The sequence below is a fragment of the Rhizobium sp. CB3171 genome (assembly GCF_029714265.1).
Taxonomy (GTDB): domain Bacteria; phylum Pseudomonadota; class Alphaproteobacteria; order Rhizobiales; family Rhizobiaceae; genus Rhizobium.
This window is the reverse complement of record NZ_CP121653.1, coordinates 2,159,368-2,182,230: the sequence shown is the minus strand read 5'-3', so window position 1 is coordinate 2,182,230 and position 22,863 is coordinate 2,159,368. Positions and strand designations below refer to the sequence as shown.

General features: G+C 59.7%; 20 protein-coding genes. 7 read left to right on the top strand and 13 right to left on the bottom strand.

What is annotated here, in order from left to right; genetic code table 11:
• Positions 1-98 precede the first annotated feature (98 nt).
• Positions 99-1,094, bottom strand: a complete 996-nt coding sequence (locus QA648_RS29245; RefSeq protein WP_283052412.1) for a LacI family DNA-binding transcriptional regulator — start codon at positions 1,092-1,094, stop codon at positions 99-101.
• Between the two features lie 263 nt (positions 1,095-1,357).
• Here QA648_RS29245 and QA648_RS29240 point away from each other — a divergent pair, with 263 nt between their 5' ends.
• The 5 genes from QA648_RS29240 (at position 1,358) to otnC (ending at position 6,349) form a co-directional block, all read left to right on the top strand.
• A complete protein-coding gene (locus QA648_RS29240) occupies positions 1,358-2,674 on the top strand; it encodes an MFS transporter (RefSeq protein WP_104827476.1) in 1,317 nt (438 codons plus the stop codon).
• Between the two features lie 64 nt (positions 2,675-2,738).
• Positions 2,739-3,668, top strand: coding sequence for an L-threonate dehydrogenase (gene ltnD, locus QA648_RS29235; protein ID WP_283052409.1), 930 nt, complete (start codon positions 2,739-2,741; stop codon positions 3,666-3,668).
• Between the two features lie 3 nt (positions 3,669-3,671).
• The gene (otnI, locus tag QA648_RS29230; RefSeq protein WP_283052408.1) at positions 3,672-4,448 is read left to right on the top strand and encodes a 2-oxo-tetronate isomerase; all 777 of its coding nucleotides are present in this window, start codon (positions 3,672-3,674) and stop codon (positions 4,446-4,448) included.
• Between the two features lie 3 nt (positions 4,449-4,451).
• Entirely contained in the window at positions 4,452-5,714 is a 1,263-nt protein-coding gene (gene otnK / locus QA648_RS29225; RefSeq protein ID WP_283052407.1) for a 3-oxo-tetronate kinase, read from the top strand.
• Positions 5,711-6,349 (top strand): 3-oxo-tetronate 4-phosphate decarboxylase, encoded by a 639-nt coding sequence (otnC, locus tag QA648_RS29220; protein ID WP_283052406.1) that lies wholly within the window; start codon positions 5,711-5,713, stop codon positions 6,347-6,349. The genes otnK and otnC overlap by 4 nt, the downstream gene beginning before the upstream one ends.
• Before the next feature lie 67 nt (positions 6,350-6,416).
• Here the strand turns inward: otnC and QA648_RS29215 are convergent, their stop codons facing one another.
• From QA648_RS29215 to QA648_RS29175, 9 genes are all read right to left on the bottom strand, one after another.
• Positions 6,417-7,382, bottom strand: coding sequence for an MBL fold metallo-hydrolase (locus QA648_RS29215; protein ID WP_283052405.1), 966 nt, complete (start codon positions 7,380-7,382; stop codon positions 6,417-6,419).
• A 247-nt stretch (positions 7,383-7,629) separates the two neighbouring features.
• Entirely contained in the window at positions 7,630-9,075 is a 1,446-nt protein-coding gene (locus tag QA648_RS29210; RefSeq protein ID WP_283052289.1) for an NAD(P)(+) transhydrogenase (Re/Si-specific) subunit beta, read from the bottom strand.
• Between the two features lie 18 nt (positions 9,076-9,093).
• Positions 9,094-10,668, bottom strand: a complete 1,575-nt coding sequence (locus QA648_RS29205) for a Re/Si-specific NAD(P)(+) transhydrogenase subunit alpha (RefSeq protein ID WP_283052403.1) — start codon at positions 10,666-10,668, stop codon at positions 9,094-9,096.
• 36 nt (positions 10,669-10,704) lie between these two features.
• Positions 10,705-11,151 carry a RidA family protein gene (locus QA648_RS29200; protein ID WP_283052402.1) on the bottom strand — a complete coding sequence of 149 codons (447 nt, stop codon included), beginning with the start codon at positions 11,149-11,151 and terminating at the stop codon, positions 10,705-10,707.
• A 73-nt stretch (positions 11,152-11,224) separates the two neighbouring features.
• The gene (locus QA648_RS29195) at positions 11,225-11,719 is read right to left on the bottom strand and encodes a cupin domain-containing protein (RefSeq protein WP_283052400.1); all 495 of its coding nucleotides are present in this window, start codon (positions 11,717-11,719) and stop codon (positions 11,225-11,227) included.
• A 202-nt stretch (positions 11,720-11,921) separates the two neighbouring features.
• Positions 11,922-13,229, bottom strand: coding sequence for an MFS transporter (locus tag QA648_RS29190; RefSeq protein WP_283052398.1), 1,308 nt, complete (start codon positions 13,227-13,229; stop codon positions 11,922-11,924).
• Between the two features lie 39 nt (positions 13,230-13,268).
• Positions 13,269-14,057 carry an SDR family oxidoreductase gene (locus tag QA648_RS29185; protein WP_283052397.1) on the bottom strand — a complete coding sequence of 263 codons (789 nt, stop codon included), beginning with the start codon at positions 14,055-14,057 and terminating at the stop codon, positions 13,269-13,271.
• Complete coding sequence (locus QA648_RS29180) at positions 14,054-15,058, bottom strand: D-2-hydroxyacid dehydrogenase family protein (protein ID WP_283052395.1); 1,005 nt, start codon at positions 15,056-15,058, stop codon at positions 14,054-14,056. Before QA648_RS29180 ends, QA648_RS29185 begins: the two co-directional genes overlap by 4 nt.
• Before the next feature lie 5 nt (positions 15,059-15,063).
• Positions 15,064-15,810, bottom strand: coding sequence for an RraA family protein (locus QA648_RS29175; RefSeq protein ID WP_283052393.1), 747 nt, complete (start codon positions 15,808-15,810; stop codon positions 15,064-15,066).
• Positions 15,811-15,900: 90 nt separating this feature from the next.
• Between QA648_RS29175 and QA648_RS29170 the strand changes: the two genes are divergently transcribed.
• Positions 15,901-16,887: a LysR family transcriptional regulator gene (locus tag QA648_RS29170; RefSeq protein ID WP_283052391.1), complete on the top strand. Its 987-nt coding sequence runs from the start codon at positions 15,901-15,903 to the stop codon at positions 16,885-16,887.
• Positions 16,888-17,042: 155 nt separating this feature from the next.
• Positions 17,043-18,038: an aldo/keto reductase gene (locus QA648_RS29165; RefSeq protein WP_283052389.1), complete on the top strand. Its 996-nt coding sequence runs from the start codon at positions 17,043-17,045 to the stop codon at positions 18,036-18,038.
• Positions 18,039-18,067: 29 nt separating this feature from the next.
• On the opposite strand, the gene QA648_RS29160 is transcribed toward QA648_RS29165, so the two are convergent.
• From QA648_RS29160 to QA648_RS29150, 3 genes are all read right to left on the bottom strand, one after another.
• Positions 18,068-19,003: a sensor domain-containing diguanylate cyclase gene (locus QA648_RS29160; protein ID WP_283052387.1), complete on the bottom strand. Its 936-nt coding sequence runs from the start codon at positions 19,001-19,003 to the stop codon at positions 18,068-18,070.
• 233 nt (positions 19,004-19,236) lie between these two features.
• Complete coding sequence (locus QA648_RS29155) at positions 19,237-20,139, bottom strand: alpha/beta hydrolase (protein WP_283052385.1); 903 nt, start codon at positions 20,137-20,139, stop codon at positions 19,237-19,239.
• Positions 20,140-20,363: 224 nt separating this feature from the next.
• On the bottom strand, positions 20,364-22,625 hold the full coding sequence (locus QA648_RS29150) for a bifunctional diguanylate cyclase/phosphodiesterase (RefSeq protein WP_283052383.1): 2,262 nt from the start codon (positions 22,623-22,625) through the stop codon (positions 20,364-20,366).
• Positions 22,626-22,863: the final 238 nt, after the last annotated feature.

The window sequence follows — 22,863 nt, the reverse complement described above, 5'->3', positions numbered from 1 at the left end:
GGGTTCGGATGCGGCGCTCGCCCTGAGACTCTCGGGAGCGCGCGTCGACACGACGCGACCACCGCCTCGGGCTGTGCCCGCCGTACCGCGAAGTTTTGTCAGGCCGTCCCGCCCGGCACGAGATCGAATCCGACATCGACCGTTTGGGGAGGAGCATCCTCCAGAAGGAGTTCCGCGGCCCGCCTTCCTATATCCACACGCCGCGTGAGAATGCTGGCGATGGGCTGCGGGGTGTGGCGGCAGATATCGAGAGCGTTGAAGCCGATGATCGCGAGCCGGTCGGGCACGGGAATTCCCGCGGCCAGGCAATGGAAGTAGCCCCCAAGCGCCATGTCGTCATTGGAGAAATACACGGCCTCAACGTCTGGGGATCGGCTTAAAACACTCGCCAATCCCGCTTTTCCCAGGCTGACGGAGGAAGGAGTATTGCGGATTTCCCGATCTCTCAGCGCGAGCCCTGCCTGGCTGAGTTGATCGACAAACCCTGCGAAGCGTTTTGCGCTGCGGGTGTCGCGTTCCATGTCGTGTCCGACATAAGCGATGCGTGTATAGCCTTTTTCAATGAGATGGGTGGCAGTCGCCTTGCCGGCCGATCGATGCGAGAATCCGACAGCGATATCTAGCGGTTCTCCATCGATATCCAGCAGTTCCAGAACACGGCAGCCCGCGGTGCGAAGCAGCTTTCGCGTTCCCTCGGTATGCTCCAGGCCGACAAGCATGACCGCTTCCGGTCGCCACGCCAGAACGGCCGCGACAAGCGCCTCTTCCCGTAGCGGATCATATTCGGTAACGGCGAACACGGCCTGCTTCTGCCGCGTCTCAAGCGCCCGGGTAACGCCGCTCAAGACGTCGGCGAAGACGATATTCGAGAGAGAGGGCACGATGATCGCCACCAGGGGAGTGCCCGTCGATGCCAAGGCTCCCGCGATTCTATTGGGGACATAGCCAAGTTTGTCGACCGCCGCCATGACGCGGGCGCGCGTTTTCTCGGAAAAGGACCCATGATTGCGCAGCACACGCGAGACCGTGCTTTCGCCGACGCCGGCCGCGTCAGCAACCTCGGCCAGTGTGATCGGCGTGTTTTTCAGATCCATTTCCTTCCCCCAGCTCGAGATTCTCGCGAAATGTTCCTTCGAGTGCCTCGCGGGTTTCGGCTTGTCAATCAAGACTTTGGAAAGCGCGTCGCACTCTGAAAAGCGGCCTTTGCAAGCATATTAGAAAAGCACTCCTTTGTTCAATGGCAGCGCTGCCAAAAACTGCTTGGCAGCGCTGCCAAAATTGTTTATAGGAAATGGCAGCGCTGCCAATTTGGGCGCGGGAGGCGGGACTACCCGTATTTTATCGGAGGAGGAGAGCAATGACGGTGCTGGATCAGGCATCGGCCGCCCGTGCGGGCGCGTCCGAAGCGGTAGAAAATATCGCTTACAAGAAAGTTTTCTGGAGAATTATGCCCTTGCTGATGTTCTGCTACGTGGTCGCTTATCTCGACCGCGTCAATGTCGGCTTCGCCAAATTGCAGATGTCCAGCGAGCTGGGTCTTTCGGAAGCGGCCTACGGTGCCGGTGCCGGCATTTTCTTCATTGGCTACTTCCTTTTCGAAGTGCCCAGCAATCTGCTCATGAACAGGGTCGGCGCGCGGATATGGATCGCCCGCGTCATGATCACCTGGGGCATCATTTCGGCCGCCTTCGCATTCACGAGCTCGGAGAGGATGTTCTACATTCTGCGTTTCCTGCTTGGTCTGGCGGAAGCCGGCTTTTTTCCGGGGATCATTCTTTATCTGGCATCCTGGTATCCGTCCCATCGGCGCGCCAAGATCATTGCGACGTTCATGTCTGCCATCCCAGTTTCCGCCATTTTCGGAAACCCGCTTTCGGGCTGGATCATGGACAGCCTTCACACCTTCAACGGCATGTCCGGATGGCAATGGATGTTCATGATTGAGGCCATCCCCGCTGTGCTGCTCGGCTTTGTCGTCCTTTGCTATCTCGACAACCGTATTGAAGATGCGAAATGGCTGGATCAAAAGGAGAAAGATGTTCTGTTCGCCAACATGGAGGCTGAGAACCGGATCAAGACAGCGAGTCCCAGCAGCCTCGGTGCGACCCTGCGCGACGGTCGGGTATGGCTGATGAGCCTCATCTATTTCTGCTTCGTGCTCGGTCAATACGGCCTGAACTTTTGGATGCCGACGCTCGTCAAGGCTTCCGGGGTTGTCGGCAATTTCAACGTCGGCCTGGTCTCGGCAATCCCCTACATCTGCACATTCATCACTATGCTTGTTCTCGGACGCTCGTCCGATCACTTCCGCGAACGCCGTTGGCATCTCGTCGTCCCTGCCATGATCGCCAGCATCGGCTTCATCGCCGCAACCGCCGCATCGAGTACCGGGGTCGCCATCGCGGCGCTCTCGCTGGCTGCTGCCGGCGCGATCACCTGCGCACCGCTATTCTGGTCCCTGCCGACTGCCTTTCTGGCCGGCACGGGTGCCGCAGCCGGCATCGCGTGGATCAATTCGGTCGGCAATCTTGCGGGCTTCCTGGGACCGTTCATAATCGGTTATCTCAAGGACGCCACAGGCAGTAACTCTATTGGTATGTATTTTCTGGCGGCGGCATTGATCGTCGGTTGCATCGCAACACTTTCCGTGCCGGCAAAGACGGTAAACCGCTGAATGAGTGCCTCCCCGACATCAGGCGCCGGGGAGGCCAACCGCTGTATCATTTAAGGATCATCATATGACAACCCTTCAGGAAAACGCGGAAACGCCCCAGGTGGCGGCCGTCATTGGTCTTGGCGCCATGGGCATGGGCATGGCTCTCTCGCTCAAGAAGGCCGGCTTCGATGTGATCGGTGTCGATATTTCCGCGGATGCCGTTTCTCGCTTCGTGCAGGCAGGCGGCCGCTCCGCTTCCAGCATCGCAGAAGCTGCGAAAGAAGCCGACATCGTCGTTTCGGTGGTCGTCAACGCGGCGCAGACGGAAAGCGTCTTGTTCGGTGCGGGCGGCATTGCCGGTGTCATGCGTCCCGGTTCCGTATTTATCTCGTCCGCAACCATGGATCCCGCGGTGGCTGGCAGGCTTTCCGCGCAGCTCGAGGCAAGGGCCGTTCACTATCTCGACGCCCCCATTTCGGGTGGAGCGGCGCGCGCCGCCAGCGGCGAGCTGACGGTTATGGCCTCGGGGACAAAGGCTGCCTTCAGCGCCGCGCGCCGTGCGCTCGATGCCATGGCCGCTAAGGTCTATGAGCTCGGTGAAACCGCTGGCGCTGGCGCTGCCTTCAAGATGATCAACCAGTTGCTCGCCGGTGTTCACATCGCCGCCGCCTGTGAGGCGATCTCGCTCGCCGCGAAACTGGGGCTCGACCTCGACAAGGTCTATGAGGTGATTACCGCATCCGCCGGCAATTCGTGGATGTTCGAAAACCGCATCCCCCATGTGCTCGCCGGCGACTACACGCCCCTCAGCGCCATCGATATTTTCGTCAAGGATCTTGGTATCATCCAGGACATGGCGCGGTCCGAACGCTATCCGGTGCCGCTCAGTGCCGCGGCGTTGCAAATGTACCTTGCGGCTTCCGGCGCCGGCATGGGACGCGACGACGATTCGTCGCTCGCACGCCTTTATGCGCAATTGTCCGGCGCCTCGCTTCCGGAAATGACGAGGTGAGCCATGCCAACCTTCGCCGCCAATCTGACGATGATGTTCAACGAATGGTCGTTCCTTGACCGTTTCGACGCTGCCGCCGAGGCCGGGTTTTCGGCTGTCGAGTACCTGTTTCCCTATGACTTCAAGCCCGAGGACATCCAGGAACGGCTTGTCCGCAACGGCTTAACCCAGGCACTTTTCAACATGCCTCCGGGTGATTGGGCCGCCGGCGCGCGCGGGCTGGCATCGCTGCCGGACCGCTTCGGCGATGTGGACGAGGGCGTGACCCGCGCGCTCGTCTATGCCGAAGCCACTGGCGTCAAGAAGATTCACCTGATGGCCGGCCTCGCCGACCGCAGCGATCCACAAGCTCAGGTCAGCTATCGTCGTGCGGTGGAGCATGCTGCTCATCGACTGGCCGAAAAAGGCATCGATCTTCTGCTGGAACCCATCAATGGGCGCAATATGCCCGGCTATTTCCTCAATGATTTCCATACGGCTGCGCAGATGATCGATGAATTCGGCCTCACCAATGTGAAGCTGCAGTTTGACATCTACCATTGCCAGATCATTCATGGCGACGTGACGACACGCCTGCGGAAGCTGATGCCAATCAGCGGGCACGTGCAGATCGCCAGCGTGCCGTCGCGTCAGGAGCCGGACGGCGAAGAGCTTAACTATCCATTCCTGTTTTCCGAGCTCGATCGGCTCGGCTACACGGGCTATGTCGGCTGCGAGTATCATCCTCGCGGTCGAACGACGGACGGTTTGGGCTGGTTCGAACCTTATAAGCGGGGATGAGCGATGGGTATTCTTCTTGGCGTCATAGCCGACGACTTCACCGGGGCAACCGATATCGCCAGCATTCTCGTACGCGAGGGAATGCGGACGGTGATGTCGATCGGCGTTCCCGCGCCGGCATTCGATGTTCTTGACGCGGATGCCGTCGTCGTTGCGCTAAAATCCCGGACCGCTCCCGTCTCGGAAGCTGTCGCGCAATCGCTCGGTGCCCTTCAGTGGCTGCGGACACACGGCGCCGAGCAGATTTTCTTTAAATACTGCTCGACATTCGACTCCACCGCCCAGGGCAATATCGGTCCCGTCGCGGATGCCTTGAGCGACGCGCTTGATGCGAAGATCGCGGTAGTCTGTCCTGCCTTCCCGAAGAACGGGCGGACGGTGTTCAACGGGCATCTTTTCGTCGGCCGCCAGCTATTGCAGGATTCGCCGATGAAGGACCATCCGTTGACGCCGATGCGCCGTTCCGACCTCGTCGCGCTGATGGCGGAACAGTCGGCCCACGATGTTGGTCTCGTTCCTCATGAGGTCGTCTCCGCGGGCGATGCCGCGATTGCGGAAGTTTTTGCCGGTCTCACAGAGACTGGACAACGCTACGCCGTTACGGACGCGATCCATGACGAGCATCTCCGGTCCATCGGACGCGCCGTGCGCGGTCACAAGCTCGTAACCGGCGGCTCGGCGCTCGCCATGGGCCTGCCAGCCAATTTCGGCATTTCGCCGCGCAAGCCGGTCGAACGCGCCTCTGGATCCTCGACGCCGCCACGAGCGGCAATCCTCGCCGGCAGTTGCTCCGCCGCCACGCGTCAGCAGCTTGCCAGGGCTAGGGCACTTTGGCCGAGCCGCAGGATCGACCTGGACGCCATAGCCGAAATGCATCCCGTCGTAGAGCAGGCCCTTTCCTGGGCGAAAAGCCAGCCTGCCGACCGGCCGGTCGTGATCTACGGATCTGCCGATCCCGATGAGGTGGAGGCAAACCAGGTGAAATACGGGCGCGAGCAGGCCGGCGCCATGATGGAGCATACACTGGCCGCCATCGCGGAAGGACTTGTGGCGGATGGCGTCAGCCGGTTGCTGGTGGCAGGAGGAGAGACTTCCGGAGCGGTGATTTCGGCGCTCAAAATACAGGGACTTTCCATCGGTGCTGAAATCGCGCCCGGAGTGCCATGGACGACGACGCTTTCCGATCAGCCCTTGCAGGTGGCGCTCAAAAGCGGCAATTTCGGCGGCCCGGATTTTTTTGAACGCGCCTTGGATATTCCCGCATGAGCGAAACAAAAATTCGCGACCAGATCGCCGGCTATGCAAAATCGCTTTTCGATCGCGGCCTGACTGCTGGATCGACCGGAAACATCAGCGTCCGCATTGACGATGGATGGCTGATGACCCCAACCGGATCGTCCATGGGAACGATCGATCCATCGCGCATCGCCAAGTTGGATGATACGGGGCTGCACGTTTCCGGTGACGCTCCCACCAAGGAAGCGTTTCTCCATCGCGTCATGTACGACAAGCGGCCGCGTGCGAGAGCTGTCGTCCATCTGCATTCGACCCATTCTGTCGCGGTTAGCTGTCTCTGCGGGATTGACCATGACGATGTGCTTCCGCCGCTTACGGCCTATTACGTCATGCGCGTCGGACGTCTGCCTCTCGTCCCGTATTATCCGCCCGGCGACGAGGCCCTGGCCAAGGCGGTTGCGGAGCGGATTTCCGATAGCCATGCAGTGCTGCTCGCCAACCACGGCCCGGTTGTTGCCGGCGCCGATCTTTCCGAGGCGGTCTATTCCGCCGAGGAACTTGAGGAAACCGCCAAACTGTTCCTGCTGCTACGCGGTGAGAAAACCAGACCGTTGAGTTGCGACGAGACGACCGAACTGCAACGGCGCTTCCCCGCCAAGTGCTGATGCTCGGCGAGAACTCGGGATCGGCAGAGGCTTAGCGGATCGTCTCCTGGCTGGCTTATGCCGATCGCTAGCTCAACGGCACATACGCGTAAGTCTTGTCGCCGTTATCGCGAACATGGCCAAGCCCAGGAAAGGGGAGGTGCGCGCCCCCGATCATGCACCGGCTTTTCGCTGTGTCGTCGAAGACGCGCCAGTGCTCCTGTTCGGCCTGGGTCCGGTCGACATCATATCCGATCGTGACGGTCGGATCGACGAACTGAACTGCGGCGACATGGACGATATCGCCCCACAGGAGCAGCTTCTCCCCCTTACTTTCTATCTCGAACATCGTGTGTCCGGGGGTATGCCCATAGGCGGGTTGCGCTCGAATTCCCGGGATCAGATCGGTACTACCCTCGAAAGTCTTCAGCTTGCCAGCTTTCATATAAGGGGACAGCGAAGCCATGGTCGCCTGGAAGAAGCGCTTCGCCTCGGCGGGAGCGGCGCGCATTTCTTCTTCGCTCAGCCAGTAATCTGCGTCGCGCTTATCGGCGCGGATAATCGCATTCGGGAAAGCGCGTTCCTTTCCGGACATCAGGCCACCGATGTGATCTGTATGCATGTGGGTGAGATAGACTTCATCCACTTGTTCTGGCCTGTAGCCAGCCGAGCGTAGATTGCCGAGCAATTTGCCGGTGTGCGGCCCCAATAGAGTGCCCGCGCCCGCATCGATCAAAACCAGTTTGTCGCCGGTATTCACAAGAAAGGAATTGTGGGAGGTCTCGACCTGCTCGCCGAGAAAGTCGCTTTTCAAGGCTTCGGCTATCCGCGCGGAGTTCCCTTGCAACAATTTCATCGCTGCAAGGGGGAGCTTGCCGTCGGACAGCACCGTTACCTCGTAGTCGCCAACCATCAAGCGATAGAAGTCGGGTGCTTCGCTCGCAACTATCGGCGCGGCAGCAAACAAGGGGCCAGGCACGGCGCACCCAATGCACATGCACGACGCGATAAGAAGGGAACGGCGGGTAAGGTTGATCGGTCTGTTCTCAGTCATCGCTGGCTTCCTTTGGCTGTCGATTGCGGACCGTGCGGTGGGACATGCGAATGCACGACGAAGTCAAATCTTCATTGCGCCCGCCTAGCGGTGCACCGGACGAAGGTTTGCACGGCGCCTTCATACCGGTCTAATTCAGAGTTTGAGGGGATCATCATCATTGAGATGAATGATGGTCGGGGTGGGGGCGGGTTTGATCTGGACCCGCAACAACTACGCTCGTCGCAAGGCTGCGCGCGTATCCTGCCTAGCCGATCATCGGCAAGAGCTCACTGACCGACTTCTTGGCATCACCATAGAACATGCGGGTGTTCTCCTTGAAGAACAGCGGGTTCTCGATGCCGGAATAACCGGTGCCCTGACCGCGCTTGGAGACGAAGACCTGCTTGGCCTTCCAGACTTCGAGCACCGGCATGCCGGATATCGGCGAATTCGGATCTTCCTGCGCCGCCGGGTTGACGATGTCGTTCGAGCCAATGACGATGACGACGTCGGTATTGGGGAAGTCGTCGTTGATCTCGTCCATTTCCAGCACGATGTCGTAGGGAACCTTCGCTTCGGCAAGCAGCACGTTCATGTGGCCGGGCAGACGGCCGGCCACCGGATGGATGGCGAAGCGGACGGTCTTGCCGGCAGCCCGCAGCTTGCGGGTCAGTTCCGAGACCGACTGCTGCGCCTGGGCCACCGCCATGCCGTAGCCCGGCACGATCACGATGCTGTCGGCCTCGTCCAAGGCGGCCGCGACGCCCTCGGCACTAATGGCGATCTGCTCGCCGATGATCTCCATCTGCGCGCCGGTGCTCGCGCCGAAGCCGCCGAGGATGACCGAGACGAAGGAGCGGTTCATCGCCTTGCACATGATGTAGGAGAGGATCGCACCAGAGGAGCCGACCAGGGCGCCGGTGACGATCAGGAGGTCGTTGCCAAGCGTGAAGCCGATCGCGGCTGCCGCCCAGCCGGAATAGGAGTTCAGCATCGAGACGACGACCGGCATGTCGGCGCCGCCAATGCCCATGATCAGGTGATAGCCGATGAAGAAGGCAAGTGCCGTCATCAGGAGAAGCGTCCAGACACCGGCGCCGTTGAAGTACATCAGCAGCAGGATCAGCGAGGCGATCGCGGCGCTCGCGTTGAGAACGTGCCCGCCCGGCAGCTTCCTGGCCTTGCCGTCCAATTTGCCGGCAAGCTTGCCGAAGGCGACGACCGAGCCGGTGAAGGTGACCGCACCGATGAAGACGCCGAGGAAGACCTCGACCTTCATGATCGACAGTTCCACCATGTCCTTGTGGGCCAATATGCCGGCAAATCCGGTGAGGGCTGCGCGGGAAGCCTCGTCGAGAGAAGCGACATGGGCCGCTTCGAGATGGGCATTGAAGCCGATGAACACGGCGGCAAGGCCGACGAAGGAATGCAGCGCCGCAACGAGCTGCGGCATTTCCGTCATCTGCACCCGGCTCGCCACATAATGGCCGAGCACTGCGCCGCCGGCGATCATCAGCGCGATGATGAACCAATTGCCGACGGTCTTGTCGATCATGGGGCCGAAGATCGTGGCAACTACGGCAAGGGCCATGCCGACAATGCCGTACCAGACGGCGCGCTTGGCGCTTTCCTGGCCGGACAGGCCGCCGAGCGAGAGGATGAAGAGAACCGCTGCCGCAACATAGGCGGCCGATACAATACCGATGGTCATTGTGAAGATCCCTGCCGCTTAAGACTTCTGGAACATGGCGAGCATGCGCCGGGTGACGAGGAAGCCGCCGACGATGTTGATGGTGGCGATCAGCACCGACAGCGCCGCCAGCGTCACCACCAGCCCGTTGCCCGAGCCGATCTGCAACAGTGCGCCGAGGATGACGATGCCGGAGACGGCGTTGGTCACCGCCATCAGCGGCGTGTGCAGCGAATGGCTGACGTTCCAGATCACCTGGAAGCCGACGAAACAGGCGAGCACGAAGACGACAAAATGGCTCATGAAGCTCGACGGCGCATAGGCGCCGACCAGCAGCAGAAGTGCGGTGCCGATGACGAGCAGGATGCCCTGGTTCTTGGTCTGCGCCTTGAAGGCGGCCAGTTCCCGGGCCCGCTTTTCCTCCGGCGTCGGCTCCTTCACCTTTTCCTTCGGCTTGGCGGCGGCGATCGCCTGCACCTTCGGCGGTGGCGGCGGATAGGTGATTGCGCCATCCTTGGTGACGGTCGCACCGCGGATGACGTCATCGTCCATGTTGTGGACGATCACCCCGTCTTTGCCCGGCGTCAGATCCGTCAGCATGTGGCGGATATTGGTGGCATAAAGCGTCGAGGCCTGCGCCGCCATGCGGCTCGGGAAATCGGTGTAGCCGATGACGATCACGCCATTGTCGGAGACGATGCGCTCGTCGGGGACCGTCAAATCGCAATTGCCGCCACGTTCGGCGGCCAAGTCGATCACGACCGAGCCCGGTTTCATCGCCGCCACCATATCGGCAAGCCACAGCTTCGGCGCATCGCGGCCGGGGATCAGGGCGGTGGTGATGACGATGTCGATCTGAGGCGCCAGTTCCCGGAACTTGGCAAGTTGCTTCTCGCGGAACTCCGGCGAGGACGGTGCGGCATAACCGCCGGTCGCAGCACCATCCTGCTGTTCTTCGCCGAAGTCGAGGAAGACGAATTCCGCCCCCATGGATTCGATCTGCTCGGCCACTTCCGGGCGCACGTCGAAGGCATAGGTGATGGCGCCGAGCGAGGTTGCCGTGCCGATCGCCGCAAGCCCTGCGACACCGGCGCCGATCACCAAGACCTTGGCCGGCGGCACCTTGCCGGCGGCCGTCACCTGACCGGTGAAGAAGCGGCCAAAATTATTGCCGGCCTCGATCACCGCACGATAGCCGGCAATATTGGCCATCGACGACAGGGCATCCATCTTCTGGGCTCGGCTGATGCGCGGCACCATGTCCATGGCGATGACGGTCGCTCCGCTGGACCTGGCCTGGTCGAGAAGGTCCTTGTTCTGTGCCGGGTAGAAGAAGGAGATCAGCGTCTTGCCCGGTGCCAGCCGCGCCACCTCTGCGGCTTCGGGCGGCCGGACCTTGGCAATGACGTCGGATGTCTCGTAGAGCAAAGCCGCGCTGTCGACCACCGTGACACCCACGCCACGATACGCCTCGTCCGAAAATCCGGCCTGCCTCCCAGCACCGGTTTCGATCACGCACTCGTAACCGAGTTTCTGTAGCTGAAGAGCGGCCTCTGGTGTCATTGCAACGCGCGCTTCTCCTGCGGCTCTTTCCTTAACTGCTCCGATCTTCATCGTATCTTATCCCCCGACGATCGCGCCGCGCCGCCTTCAGCCTGCTCTTCCGATCACCGCCATGAAATCGCATTGAACCAGCGAAGGTCCTTCCACCGACAAGGGCTGAGAGTGTCGAGCCGGTCGGGTTTCGGGGTCTGGAAACATGCGCACCCATTCCTCATTGAGTGGTCCCCGATTATTGCGATCGCGCAGATAGACCGTCATCTTGATGATGTCCTCGGTGCTGCCGCCGGCCGCCTCGACGATCGTCTTCATATTTGCGAACACATGGGCGCACTGGGATGTGAGGTCCTCCGGCATGACATGTGTTTCGGGATCTACGCCGTGGATCGCACCCGATACGACCAGGTTCCCGATCCGACACGCGTTGGGGACAGGGAACTTGTGTGCTAGACGTTCGACGGTGACGCTCTTGCGGTGGCTTGTGGCGGAGCTTCCCTGCACCACATCGGTCGGATTGGTCATTGGCGATTGAGACATGTGTTTCTCCTGTCATCTCACTTCAGCGCTCCATCGGGCGCCGAGGGTGCATGGTCTCTGGCAGCGCACGTAGTTATTTTGGCGCATCCGCGGGGTTTGCGTAGTTTGTGCCGCTCGGCCCATATCCTGTGATCGCGACGAGGGCTGGCTCGTCTCGCGTTTCCCCGAAATGGTTGGCATTGGCGGGTTCGGTGTAGATGCCTCCCGCCGGAAGCGCATTGAGCTTGGTTTCATCGTAGGTATTGCCAAACCCAACGTAGAAGGTGCCCGACAAGACGGTCACGAAGCGGGAATCGGGATGCGATAGCGGCATGATGCGCTTGTGTGGTTCGAGGCGCAGCAGAACCGTGTAAAGTCCTGCTTTCGTCGGATCGCCATAAAGCATCTCAGCGCTCTGGCCGGAGACCTGGGACACACCGACCGTCTTCGAGGCGCTCTGAGTAATCGAAAGTTGCTGGGGCGTCGCAACCATGATTTGCATTGGTCCGCCTGCGGCTTGCGCTTGGGCGATGCTCCCCTGTGACGCCAAGGTCATGGCAAGAACCAGGTGCGGGAAAGTCGATTTCATGGGTCTCTCCTTGGTCGAGAAAGAAGCTCCACGGAAGCATCCTGGCTCCGCCGTGGAGGGTTGCGATTTGGTCGGCATCCCAAACTCATGCGCTCGGCAAACCGATGGTTGTTTCGTGTCTCGGGGCGCAGGCCCCGAGGTCCTATGTCGTCTCTATGGATCGCATATCGCGTGCCGTCGGGTTCCAACGGTCCCTGTGGGGTCAGGGGCTACCCGCAGCGGTTTGTTCCCTCGTTGCGGCGGACTGGTCGTCCTCATCCGCCGTTGGACCGAGGCCCGGCACAAGATTGATGCCTTTCGTTTCAGGAAGCAGCAGCGTTGCCACGATCGCGATGCTGTAGCCGAGCAACGCGATCAGCCCGATGGCCTCTGCCAAGGTGATCCACTGTGCCAGAATGCCGATGCAGGAGACTGCGACCGCACCGGCCGCCTTGCCGAAGTTATAGGCGAAGCTTTGACCGCTGCCGCGCACCGCTGTCGGGAAGAGTTCGGTAAAGAAGGGACCCAGCGCTGCGTAGTTGCCGATCGTGAAGAAGCCGAATGGCACACCCATCAGAATGAGTCCCCAGCCCGACAGCGGCAGGAACATATAGGCAATGGTCACCACCCATGAGCTGACCAGAAACAACTGGAATGTCCGTCGCCGTCCGAGCACGTCGGACAGGTATGCGCTTGCCAGGAAACCGAAGAACGAACCGCCGGTAACCAGAAATACGTAGTAGCCTGAGGCGCTTGGCGAGAGGTGACGGACCGTCTTCATGAACGTCGGCAGCCAGTTGACAATTGCTCCGCCCACGCCGACGACGCCGAAGGCCAGCAGCGAAGCAAGGATCGTCACCTGCAGCATGCCAGGGTGGAAGATCGCGCTGAGGCCCGGGTCGCGGCCGGTGGCCTTTATCGCAGCTCGGGTCTGCTGATAGAGTTCCGGCTCCTCGATCGTTCGGCGCAGATGCAGAACCAGAAGTCCGGGCAGCACGCCAATCATCAGCAGGGTCCGCCATGCATATTCCGCCGGTACGTAGGCCAGAACGATGCTGGCCAATATCGCCGCGGCACTCCAGCCGACGCCAAAACCACTTTGAACGCTGCCCACCGCCTTGCCGCGGTGGATAGGCCGGATGATCTCGCCCATCAGCACGGCACCAGCGGCCCACTCACCGCCGAAGCCCAGCCCTTGCAGCACCCGCACGACGATGAGCTGTTCGAAGTTTTGCGTGAAGCCGGCGATGAGAGTGAACACCGAGAACCATAAAATGGTGAACTGCATGACGCGGACGCGACCGAAGCGGTCTGCCAGATAACCGCATGCCCAGCCACCCACGGCGGCTGAGAGGAGTGTCGCTGTGGCGAGATAGCCCGCTTGCGCCGTCGTCAATCCCCATGCTGCGATCAGCACCGGAAGTACGAAGCTGAACAGTTGCGCATCCATCGCGTCCACTGCCCACCCCGCAAAGCATCCCCAGAACGTATTTCGCTCTCTATTTGTTAGCTCGCGATACCAGCCAAACATTTGGTCTCCTCCCAATGTTGATTTTTCGCACTCAGCCGGTCACACAACGAGCGGCGTCAGTCCTCCATCCATCGTCAACGACGCGCCGGTCACGTAGGATGCTCGAACGCTGGCGAGATAAAGCGCGGCATCGGCCACCTCCTCTGGGGTGGCATAGCGCCCAAGCGGTATGCGCTGCTGGTTTTGACGCAGCAGCTCCTCCGGCGGCTTTCCGGTGGCGCGCGATTCCGCGTCCAGCGACATTTGCACCCGATCGGTCATCGTGGCCCCGGGATTGATGACGTTGACGCGTATGCCCGCGTGTCCCCAAGCTGCAGCCAGACCGGCCGAGGCCAGCATCAGCGCCGCGTTCGCAGCGCCGCCAGGAATATGGATCGGCGAGGCGATCTTGCCGCCAGTGCCGATAATGTTGACGATCGCACCCGCGCGCCGCGACACCATGCGCGGCAAGACATAGTCCATGACGTTCATGTAGGTGAAGAACTTCGCATCCATCGCGATGCGCCACTTGTCCGGCGTCAGTTCGCTCGGGGGTACGCGCACGGCGCCACCGGCGGAATTGACCAGCACAGCAATCGGTCCGACCTGCTCCTCAACCGCAATGACTGCACGCTCGGCTGCGGTGCCATCCGACAGGTCCGCGGCGAAGGGTGTGACGTCGATGCCGTCGGCCGCAAGTGCTGCCCGGGCGGCGGCCAGATTATTCGCACCGCGCGATATGATAGCCACGCGGGCGCCTTCCGTGGCGAAGGCCCGGGCGCAGGCAAGACCGATGCCTTTGCTGCCGCCCGTGATCAAAACGACTTTCCCGTCCAGCTCGAGGTTCATTGCGCATTCTCCTGTTTCAGCACATCCGGATTGTGGATGTTGATCGGCGCGCCTTGGGCAAAGGCGACGATCTGGTCAAAGGCATTGCCATAGGCATATTCGTAGTTGTCGCGCTCGACATAGCCGAGATGGGGCGTGCACAAGGCGTTTGGTAGCATCAGCAAGGGGTCGCTCGGGTCGGTCAAAGGTTCGTGCTCAAACACGTCGACTGCCGCCTTTCCGGGGCGACCGTTGCGCAAGGCTGCGACAAGAGCCCCAGGCTTGATCAGCTCCGCTCTGCTCGTGTTCACCAGCAGGGCTGTCGGCTTCATCAGGGCAAGGTCGTCGGCGTCGATCAAGCTGGCAGTCTCGGCATTCAGGCGCAGGTGCAGGCTGAGCACGTCCGATTGCTCGAACAGGACCTGCTTGCTTGCTGCGATTGGAAAGCCTTCTTGTCGCGCCCGGTCCAGAGACCCCTGGCGCCCCCAGATCAGCAAGTCCATGCCGAAGGCGACGCCGATCCGCGCCACCATCGCGCCAAGCCGGCCAAAGCCATAGATTCCGAGTGTGCGACCTCGCAGTCCGAGTCCGACGGTCGTCTGCCATGACCCTTCCCGAAGCGCGGCGCTTTCAAGCGGAATGTTGCGCATCGCCGAGAGGATCAGGCCCCAGGTGAACTCCACCGTTGGATATGAAGGCCGTTGCGTTAGAGCCGAGGAGACCAGAACGCCGTGCCGCGTGCATGCGGCGAGATCGATGTGCGGCACATGGCCATTCTGGCTGATCAGCCTGAGGTTCGGCAGTCGGCTGACCAGCGCTTCGTCCACCTTGGTCCGTTCGCGCAGCAGCACGAGTACGTCGGCATTGGCAAGTCGCTCTGCCAACATGTTCACGTCGGCTACCGCATCGTTCCAAATCGTCACCTCATGGCCTTGAAGTTTGCTGAAGCAGTCGAGCGTACGAACGACATCCTGATAGTCGTCGAGGATAGCCACACGCAGTCTGGGGGTGAGATTAGCCATTATAGTCACTCTCTGCTCGGCAAGTCGGCAACTGCGGTCCCTGCATCGATTGCACCGCATTTTTCGTGCTCGAAGGCAGCCTTCGCCAGCGCCCGCTCCAGCACCTCGGCCGCGCGCGCAATCGGGATGAAGCAGACGCCGGTCTCATCGGCGACGACGATATCGCCGGGCGAGACGCGAATGCCGGCGATCTGGATATCGCCATTGATTTCCACCGTCTCGATGCGCCATTTGCCCGTAACCGGGGTGATCTCGGTGGCCCAGAGTGGATATTCCACACGACGGGAATGGCCGACGTCACGGATGCCACCGAAGACGATGGCGCCGGCTTCGCCCTGCCGTTTGCCGGTCTGCGCCGAAATGCCGCCCATGTTGGATATGCCGGCAACACCATCGATGACGACGACGTCACCAGGCAGCGCCAGATTGTGAGCCTCGAACTCCGCCATGCGGTTCACATGGTTGCGGGCAGTTTCGTAGACGTGGTCGCGTTGCATGATATTGCGCACGGTCAGGGCCGGCCCGACGATGCTTGCGTTCGGCAGGGTCGGCTTGAGAACCGATGCTCCGATAGCGCCGGTGATGCCCAGCTCGTCCATGACGTCGGCGACCACGCTCGTCGCATCGGGGATGCGTTTGAACTTCTCGATGAGGCCATGCGGCGGACGTGGCGCCCGCATCAGACGAATACGATCGGGGCTGATCTTACCGGTCAGCTTCGGCAACAGGTCTCCGGCAGGAGCATCATTCATGAGATAAATCCTCGCAGTATATTGCGCAGTTGTCTGTCGCAGCCTTATCTCCGATGCAGGACATCATCGTTCTGGCTCTTGTCGATACAGTTGCCCAAAAGGTTTGAATCGTCCAATTTAGATTTAGAGGGCACGATTATCATCGTGGTGAATAACATGCGGCTTGATCTCAACCTGCTGGTGGTTATTGAAGCGATTATGCTGGAGCGGAACGTGACGCGAGCCGCAGCCAGTCTGTCGATGAGCCAGCCAGCAGTCAGCAACGCGCTTCGGCGCGCCCGAAAATTGACGCACGACCAACTTTTCCTAAAAGTTGCGGACGGCGTTCAGCCAACGTCACGGATGCTCGCCATTTGGCCCGAGCTTCACCGTTCGCTCGCGGTCATCAGAGCCTCAATCGCACCGGAGCAATTCGACCCGCGCTCGGACCCGACCAGCTTCCGAATTGCCGTTACGGATAGCCTTGCCGAGGAAGCGGTCTGCGGCATTGCGCTGAAGTTGCGGGCAATGTCACCCTATGCCCGCTTGGCATTTTCTTTCCATACCAATGCGAGCTCTCTTGAGGGGATAGAGCGTGGCACGCTGGACTGCGCCGTCGGTATGTTTCCGTCGCTCCCACGAGACATCCATGTTCAGGGGCTTCGGACAGATCACTACATGTGCGTAATGCGGCGAGGACATGCATTAGAGGGAGAGATGGACCTTGATCAGTTCGTCGCAGCTTCGCATGTGCAGGTGACGCCATCGGGGATGGATTTGGGCGTGATCGATGGCTGGCTGAGCCTGCATGGTCGTACAAGGACAATCGTCGTCGTCGTCAACCATTTTGTCGATGCGCTGCGCATTGTCGCGGGAAGCGACCTGATGACCTGTGTGCCCAGCGGATTCATCAACGGACATGGCCGATCGCTCGTCTCCCAGCATGGATTGGTCGTTCGTCATCTTCCTTTCGAGGCCGAGAAGCTGGTCTATAAGCTCGTGTGGCATGAACGCGTTCACACCCATCCCGCTCACCAATGGTTCCGCTCGCTTGTTGCCGGTATTTGCGGAAACGTCGGAGCGGATAATGCCGGCTGAGGCTGTGGTCATACATTCAATGCGGAGTTTTTCCATCGGGTAGCCGCCAACGACCGTTTTTCATCCGTGAAAAATACCCTGCAGATTTGGCTGTTTGCCACTCGGGCCGCTGCCCCTATCTCCACCCGCAACGGCAAACGATCGCGGAGGATGACATGCTGACTGAACCCGACAATGCTACCACAATGGTTCTCTGGAATGGCCGCGAGATTCCGCGCCTCGGCATGGGATGCTGGGCAATCGGCGGGCCGTTTTATGCCGGCGACGTGCCACTTGGCTGGGGCGAAGTCGATGACGATGAATCGATCCGCGCTATCGAGCGGGCGGTGGATCTTGGCATTCGGTTCTTCGATACCGCCTCGAATTATGGGGCTGGCCATTCCGAAGAGGTGTTAGGTCGGGCGATTGGCAATCGAGGCGATATCGTCATCGCGACCAAATTCGGTTCCGCGACGGACGAGAAGACCAAACAAGCGATCGGCGCTTTCGCCGACCCGGCCTTCATCCGGCAGTCCGCCGAGACGTCCTTGCGCCGGCTGCGCCGCGATCGTTTGGACCTGTTGCAGTTCCATCTCAACGATTTTCCGCTCGAAGCGTCGGACGAGGTATTTGAAACGCTGGAAACGCTCAAGGACGAAGGCAAGATCGACGCTTTCGGCTGGAGCACGGACCATCCGGATCGTGCCGCACGTCATCTGCATCGCGCAGGATTCGTGTCGATCCAGCATACGATGAATGTTTTCGAGCCGGCTTCGGCGATGATCGATATCATCGAGCGCAATGGCCTGATTTCCATCAACCGCGGTCCGCTCGCCATGGGGTTGCTCAGCGGCAAGTTCACGCCTGACAAAACGGTCGGCGAGAAGGATGTGCGTGGCGCAAGCCTCGGCTGGATGATCTACTTCAAGGACGGCAAGATCGCTCCTGAATTTGCCGCCCGTCTGGAAGCGGTCCGCGGTCTGCTGACCGAAGACGGCCGCACGCTGACGCAGGGTGCGCTTGCGTGGCTATGGGCGCGCTCGTCGCGCACGCTGCCAATTCCCGGTTTTCGCACGGTGGCCCAGGTCGAGGAAAATGCCGGTGCCCTCGCGAAGGGACCGTTGCAGCCAGATGTAATGGCGAAAATCGATAAAGCGCTGGCTGGCCTCTAGCCCGGTCATGCCGCGACAAGGTCCTGCTTTCATCCCGCGCTGGCGGATCGATCGTCCGCTGAACCATCTGCGTGAATTCGATCACGGCCGCCGAGCTTTGCCATATAAAGTGCCCGGTCCGCGCGGGCATATAGGCTGAGGGCTGTGTCACCCGGCTGCGCGCACGCTATGCCTGCCGAAAATGTGTATTGAAATTCTGGATGCTCCGGCAGCGGTCTGGCTTTGCGAACGGAAACGAGCATCCGTTCGACGATCAAATGTGCCTGGCCGATGGGAGTGGCTGGAAGCGTGAGCACGAATTCCTCCCCGCCGATGCGTCCGAAGCAATCGGTGCGCCGAACGAGGCTATGAACCCGCTTTGCGAAGTCTCTGAGCACCAAGTCGCCAATCTGATGGCCGAATTGGTCGTTGATGCTTTTGAAGCGGTCGATATCGAGGACGCAGAGGCAGCCGGACGATGGCTCGGCGTCCTTTCGTGGCAGCAACATGTCTTCGACACGGGCGGTGATGAAGCGGCGATTGGCAATACCGGTCAGTTCATCGGTATAGGAGGCCTTTATTGCCAGATCCCGGTCCTGCCGGACCGTGCGTGTCTTTGCCTTCAAACCCGTCACATCGCTGGCGACACACAGCATCCACCCATCTTTTTGAACCATCTCCGTCATCCAAAGCCAACGACCGTCGACGAGATCGGTTTCAAAAGCTCGGTAGCCGATCTTCCCGCGGCGGGATTGGGTGGAAATCAACCATTCTTCAAAGTCTGCAGCGTGGATGACAGTGCCGCGTTTCGCATGGAAATTCCGCCGCATCAGATCTGGCCACAACGGCGTCTCATCGGGCTCTATGAAAAAGGCTGTCCGAAACGCCTTGTTCGCGTAGCGCAATCGGTCGAATTCATCATAGGCAGCTACGAGAACAGGGGCGCTCTCGAATAGTTCAAACAGTCGGCTGATGTCATTATCCATGGGATCGACTTTGACAATCCTCGTGCGTGTTTTCATGAAGCCGGACGGTTGGAAGCGCCTCAGGGTCTATTTGTCGCCGAACGATGATCAGGTCAAGCTTAAGTAACGTCGACAGGTGTCAGAACGCTCGGTTCGCGCATGCATTCTCCCATGATGTGGTTTTTCGTTGGTTGTCACACGACCATCACGACCGGCGCCAGGCGTGGTGAAGCATCGGCGGCATGCGCGGCCCGCTATCTTGGCTCTCCATTCATGCATCGCCGGATGAAGTTTCCCGCATGTGTGATTGCCTGCCGTCCTGCTTCGAGCTGTGCGTTCCATAGCGGCCATGCGTGGATCATGCGCGGCCAGATCTCGAGTGTCATCTCGACATCGGCTTCGCCCGCCGCCGCTGCAAATCTTGTGGCATCGGCAAGCAGGCTTTCATCCGATCCGACCTGAATGAGGAGCGGCGGCAATCCCCTCAGATCGGCATAGAGCGGCGAAACGCCAGGATCCCTGCGGTCCACATGCGGGGGCACGTAGGCCTCGGCGAGCTCAAGCAAATAGTCTTTGTGAATGAGCGGATCGATCGCATCCTTCGTGGCAAGCGTCGTGCCGGACATGGTCAGATCAGTCCAAGGCGAAATCAGCCAGCCACATGCCGGCAAGGCTTCACCGGCAGCGCGCAGTGTATTGATCAGCGAGACGGTCAGGCCGCCGCCGGCGCTATCGCCGCCAACGGCGATATGTTCGGCATCTATGCCCTGTCCGCGCAGAAAGCGCCAGGCGGCGATGGCATCGTCGAGAGCCGCGGGAAACGGATTTTCCGGCGCAAGGCGATAGCCGACGGCGAGCGTCCGCGCGCCCGCCTCGCGTCCAGCTTCGGTTACCAAACGGCGATGGCTGACGATCGAGCCCGAGCAATAGCCGCCCCCGTGGAAGAACATGAGCACATGAGCGGCATTGCTGCCCGGCGCCAATGACCATTCCGCGGAGAAGCCGTTCAGTTCGACCTCTTCCAGTTCGATATCGTCGGCAATCGGCCAGGCGGCACCGACTTCCTCGATTCTATGCCGGCGCTCCGCCCATCCGACGGGGCGGGGCCTGGAATTTAATAGGGCTCGAATAGCATCGATTTCGCGGTGGTCCGTCATCTTGATCTCCGTATGGGCCCGGATCGGATCATTGCTGGATTTCAGTCGATGCAAATGTGATTGCGGCAGCCGGACGCTATTTCGTCGGGCCGTTCCGTCCCTTTGGGACGTTCTTTGAGAATGCCGTCTAAGCTTCGTTGGTCCCAGTCACAGAATAGATTCGCGTTTGCGCCGTTGCAAGAACGTCGCGGGCAGTAATCGCTGATTGAGTCATCGCGACGTTATTATCCCGCCTCTGTAAGTCCTTTACTCTTCGTACGGCAAAATTCGATCAACTGCTGCGAGGTCATTGGTCGTGCTAGCGCGTAACCTTGCAACAGATGGCAACCAAGATCTTTCAGGATCTTCGCATGCTCCATGGTCTCCACGCCTTCGGCAACGATGTCGATGTTTTGCGATCGGCCGATTTCGATAATTGAGGAGACCAGACGGCGTTGGGATGGAGACGTGACAATCGGCTTGATAATTTCCCGATCGATCTTAAGCCTTCGTGGTTCAAATCTAAGCAGGCTGACGATGCTGGCATGTCCGGTGCCGAAATCGTCGATCTCGATTTCGATCCCAAGCTCTTTGACAGCGGGAATGATCTCATTGAGAACAGGTTGAAGATCATCGAAGGAGATTGTCTCAAGCAGCTCGAAACACAGGCGACCTCTCGCCAAGGGAAGTGCGGAAAGCTCGGCAAGCAGATTTGGCTGCGCCAGTCGACGCGCTGAAATATTGACTGAGACACGCGGGATGTCCATCCCAAGGCTGTCCCATCTTGTAAGCTCGAACAGGGCCTTTTGCAGGATCAGCCTGTCCATGTCGCCGCTGCGCCCCAGCCTTTCCGCGACGTCAAGAAATTTGTCCGGGGTGAGCAGACCTTTTCGCGGGTGATCCCAGCGGGCGAGTGTCTCGACGCCGACGATATCCAATGTGTCTGCGTTAAACTGCGGTTGGAAGAATGCGACCAGTTCATCGCGATCGAGCGCATGATTGAATTCGTCTGCCAGTTCTTTCGAATGGATTGTGGCGCTACGAAGCTCTTCGGTGAAAATGGCGGCCCGGCCGCGGCCGGTCTTCTTCGCCTCGTACAGAGCCAAATCGGCATTGAGAAGCAATTGACTGAGGTCCCGCCGGCGCACAGCAGGTTCAGTCTCCCAGGCGACGCCAACGCTTGCACCGACCACACACTCCGCCCCATCAATGGAGAGGGGCTGCTCGAGCGTATCGACAATCTGTTGCGCCAATGCGTTTGCCTTAGGCTCGGGATCGGTGCTCCAGCTAGCGAAGATGAACTCATCTCCACCGATCCGAGCCGCGACGTCGTTCGGGCCGGTCAAATTGGCAAGGCGCGAAGCCGTTGCCTGCAGCACCGTGTCACCTCCGGCATGACCTTTCGTGTCGTTGATCTCCTTAAATCGATCCAGGTCGATATGAATGAGGATCAGACAATCTTCCGGACCGGGCCTCGTCGGCTGCGAGATCATCTGGTCGATAAATCGCCTGTTAGGAAGCCCTGTGAGGGCGTCATGCAACGACAGGTATTCCAGCCTTTGCCGTGCTCGAACAAGCTTTTTCTTGTGAAGGCGAAGCTTTTCAATGGTTTTTTGGCGTGATTTGGTCAGAAAGCCGACCCAGATGATCGGTGCAACGACACAGAATGCCAACAAGCTCGCATAGAGCTCAAAAGTGGCAATCCCGCTATTTTGACCCCATCCGTGCTTGGGCACCGCGGCGAGGGTCCATCGGCCATACGTCATATCAACGAATGTCACGACCGGTTGCTTCGAAAAAGTGTCCAAGCTGCCGAGAAAAACTTGTTTGGGCAAGTTCGGCTCCGGTACGGTGCTGATGGCAATCTCAAGGTCGGTCGATTCAAGGCCGCTATCTTGGTAAAGCCTCGGAATATCTACGATTCCAGAAAGAAGACCCCAAAAGATCTGGCTTGTTCCGTCATTGATATAAACTGGGCACCTGACTATGAAAGCAGTCCCGCCCTGGACGAGCTCAACAGGTCCGGTCAGAACGATATTGTGGGTGTTGCGCGCCAGCATCGCGCCATCGCGTTGCTTTTCATTCTTTCGGTAGTCGAGGCCGATGGCCTTTTCGTTTCCTTTTTCCGGATAAACCCACTTCACCACCATGCCAGGCGCCGCGGCGAAGCTTCGCAATTGTGAATCGGGCTGCAAGATTTCGGCAGCAAGTTTGGAAAAGGCGGTTTGGTCCATCGTTGGATTGACTGCGACACCAGCCGCCAGGCCTTGCAGCAGCTTCACATTGCTATTGAGGTTTGTCTGAAGCCGGGATGAAATGGTGGCAATCTCGCCGGCAACAATGGAGCGTTCATCGGCCAGCGATCGTTCCCGCCGCCAGTTCGTTGCAACACAGACGACGATGACTGCAATAGTTGCCGCAAATATTGCCGGAGCAAATGCGCCAGTATGGCCTATTACAGAGTTCGCGAAGCCGCGCAGTATCTTTGGATTTCTTCGAAACTTCATCAGGTTGCCGGTATAGAGGACACGCCTGTACCCTGACACAGTTTCTTTAAAGCAACACTAAACCGGCTAGGGCAAAGAATTTTACCCTCCACACGAGGTCTTTTGCCGGGTGATGACGGCATCCTGCAGCGCATGAGATCACGTGACTTTGAAGTAAGGTCGTTCGCTTGAAGTTGCCGAGGCTCGCAAGTGCCGCGTATCTTACCGGAGTGATTAATCCATTCGAGGGCTGTTTGAT

What these genes read in the sequence shown, in the direction of transcription:
- QA648_RS29185 (WP_283052397.1), bottom strand. Translation starts at nt 14,057, where the DNA reads ATGAACCTCGAGCTGGACGGGAAAGTCGTTTTGATCACGGGCGGCAGC.
- QA648_RS29165 (WP_283052389.1), top strand. Translation starts at nt 17,043, where the DNA reads ATGCTGACTGAACCCGACAATGCTACCACAATGGTTCTCTGGAATGGC.
- QA648_RS29160 (WP_283052387.1), bottom strand. Translation starts at nt 19,003, where the DNA reads ATGGATAATGACATCAGCCGACTGTTTGAACTATTCGAGAGCGCCCCT.
- QA648_RS29210 (WP_283052289.1), bottom strand. Translation starts at nt 9,075, where the DNA reads ATGACCATCGGTATTGTATCGGCCGCCTATGTTGCGGCAGCGGTTCTC.
- QA648_RS29190 (WP_283052398.1), bottom strand. Translation starts at nt 13,229, where the DNA reads ATGTTTGGCTGGTATCGCGAGCTAACAAATAGAGAGCGAAATACGTTC.
- otnI (WP_283052408.1), top strand. Translation starts at nt 3,672, where the DNA reads ATGCCAACCTTCGCCGCCAATCTGACGATGATGTTCAACGAATGGTCG.
- QA648_RS29205 (WP_283052403.1), bottom strand. Translation starts at nt 10,668, where the DNA reads ATGAAGATCGGAGCAGTTAAGGAAAGAGCCGCAGGAGAAGCGCGCGTT.
- QA648_RS29150 (WP_283052383.1), bottom strand. Translation starts at nt 22,625, where the DNA reads ATGAAGTTTCGAAGAAATCCAAAGATACTGCGCGGCTTCGCGAACTCT.
- QA648_RS29215 (WP_283052405.1), bottom strand. Translation starts at nt 7,382, where the DNA reads ATGACTGAGAACAGACCGATCAACCTTACCCGCCGTTCCCTTCTTATC.
- QA648_RS29200 (WP_283052402.1), bottom strand. Translation starts at nt 11,151, where the DNA reads ATGTCTCAATCGCCAATGACCAATCCGACCGATGTGGTGCAGGGAAGC.
- QA648_RS29180 (WP_283052395.1), bottom strand. Translation starts at nt 15,058, where the DNA reads ATGGCTAATCTCACCCCCAGACTGCGTGTGGCTATCCTCGACGACTAT.
- otnC (WP_283052406.1), top strand. Translation starts at nt 5,711, where the DNA reads ATGAGCGAAACAAAAATTCGCGACCAGATCGCCGGCTATGCAAAATCG.
- QA648_RS29240 (WP_104827476.1), top strand. Translation starts at nt 1,358, where the DNA reads ATGACGGTGCTGGATCAGGCATCGGCCGCCCGTGCGGGCGCGTCCGAA.
- otnK (WP_283052407.1), top strand. Translation starts at nt 4,452, where the DNA reads ATGGGTATTCTTCTTGGCGTCATAGCCGACGACTTCACCGGGGCAACC.
- QA648_RS29155 (WP_283052385.1), bottom strand. Translation starts at nt 20,139, where the DNA reads ATGACGGACCACCGCGAAATCGATGCTATTCGAGCCCTATTAAATTCC.
- QA648_RS29195 (WP_283052400.1), bottom strand. Translation starts at nt 11,719, where the DNA reads ATGAAATCGACTTTCCCGCACCTGGTTCTTGCCATGACCTTGGCGTCA.
- QA648_RS29175 (WP_283052393.1), bottom strand. Translation starts at nt 15,810, where the DNA reads ATGAATGATGCTCCTGCCGGAGACCTGTTGCCGAAGCTGACCGGTAAG.
- QA648_RS29245 (WP_283052412.1), bottom strand. Translation starts at nt 1,094, where the DNA reads ATGGATCTGAAAAACACGCCGATCACACTGGCCGAGGTTGCTGACGCG.
- ltnD (WP_283052409.1), top strand. Translation starts at nt 2,739, where the DNA reads ATGACAACCCTTCAGGAAAACGCGGAAACGCCCCAGGTGGCGGCCGTC.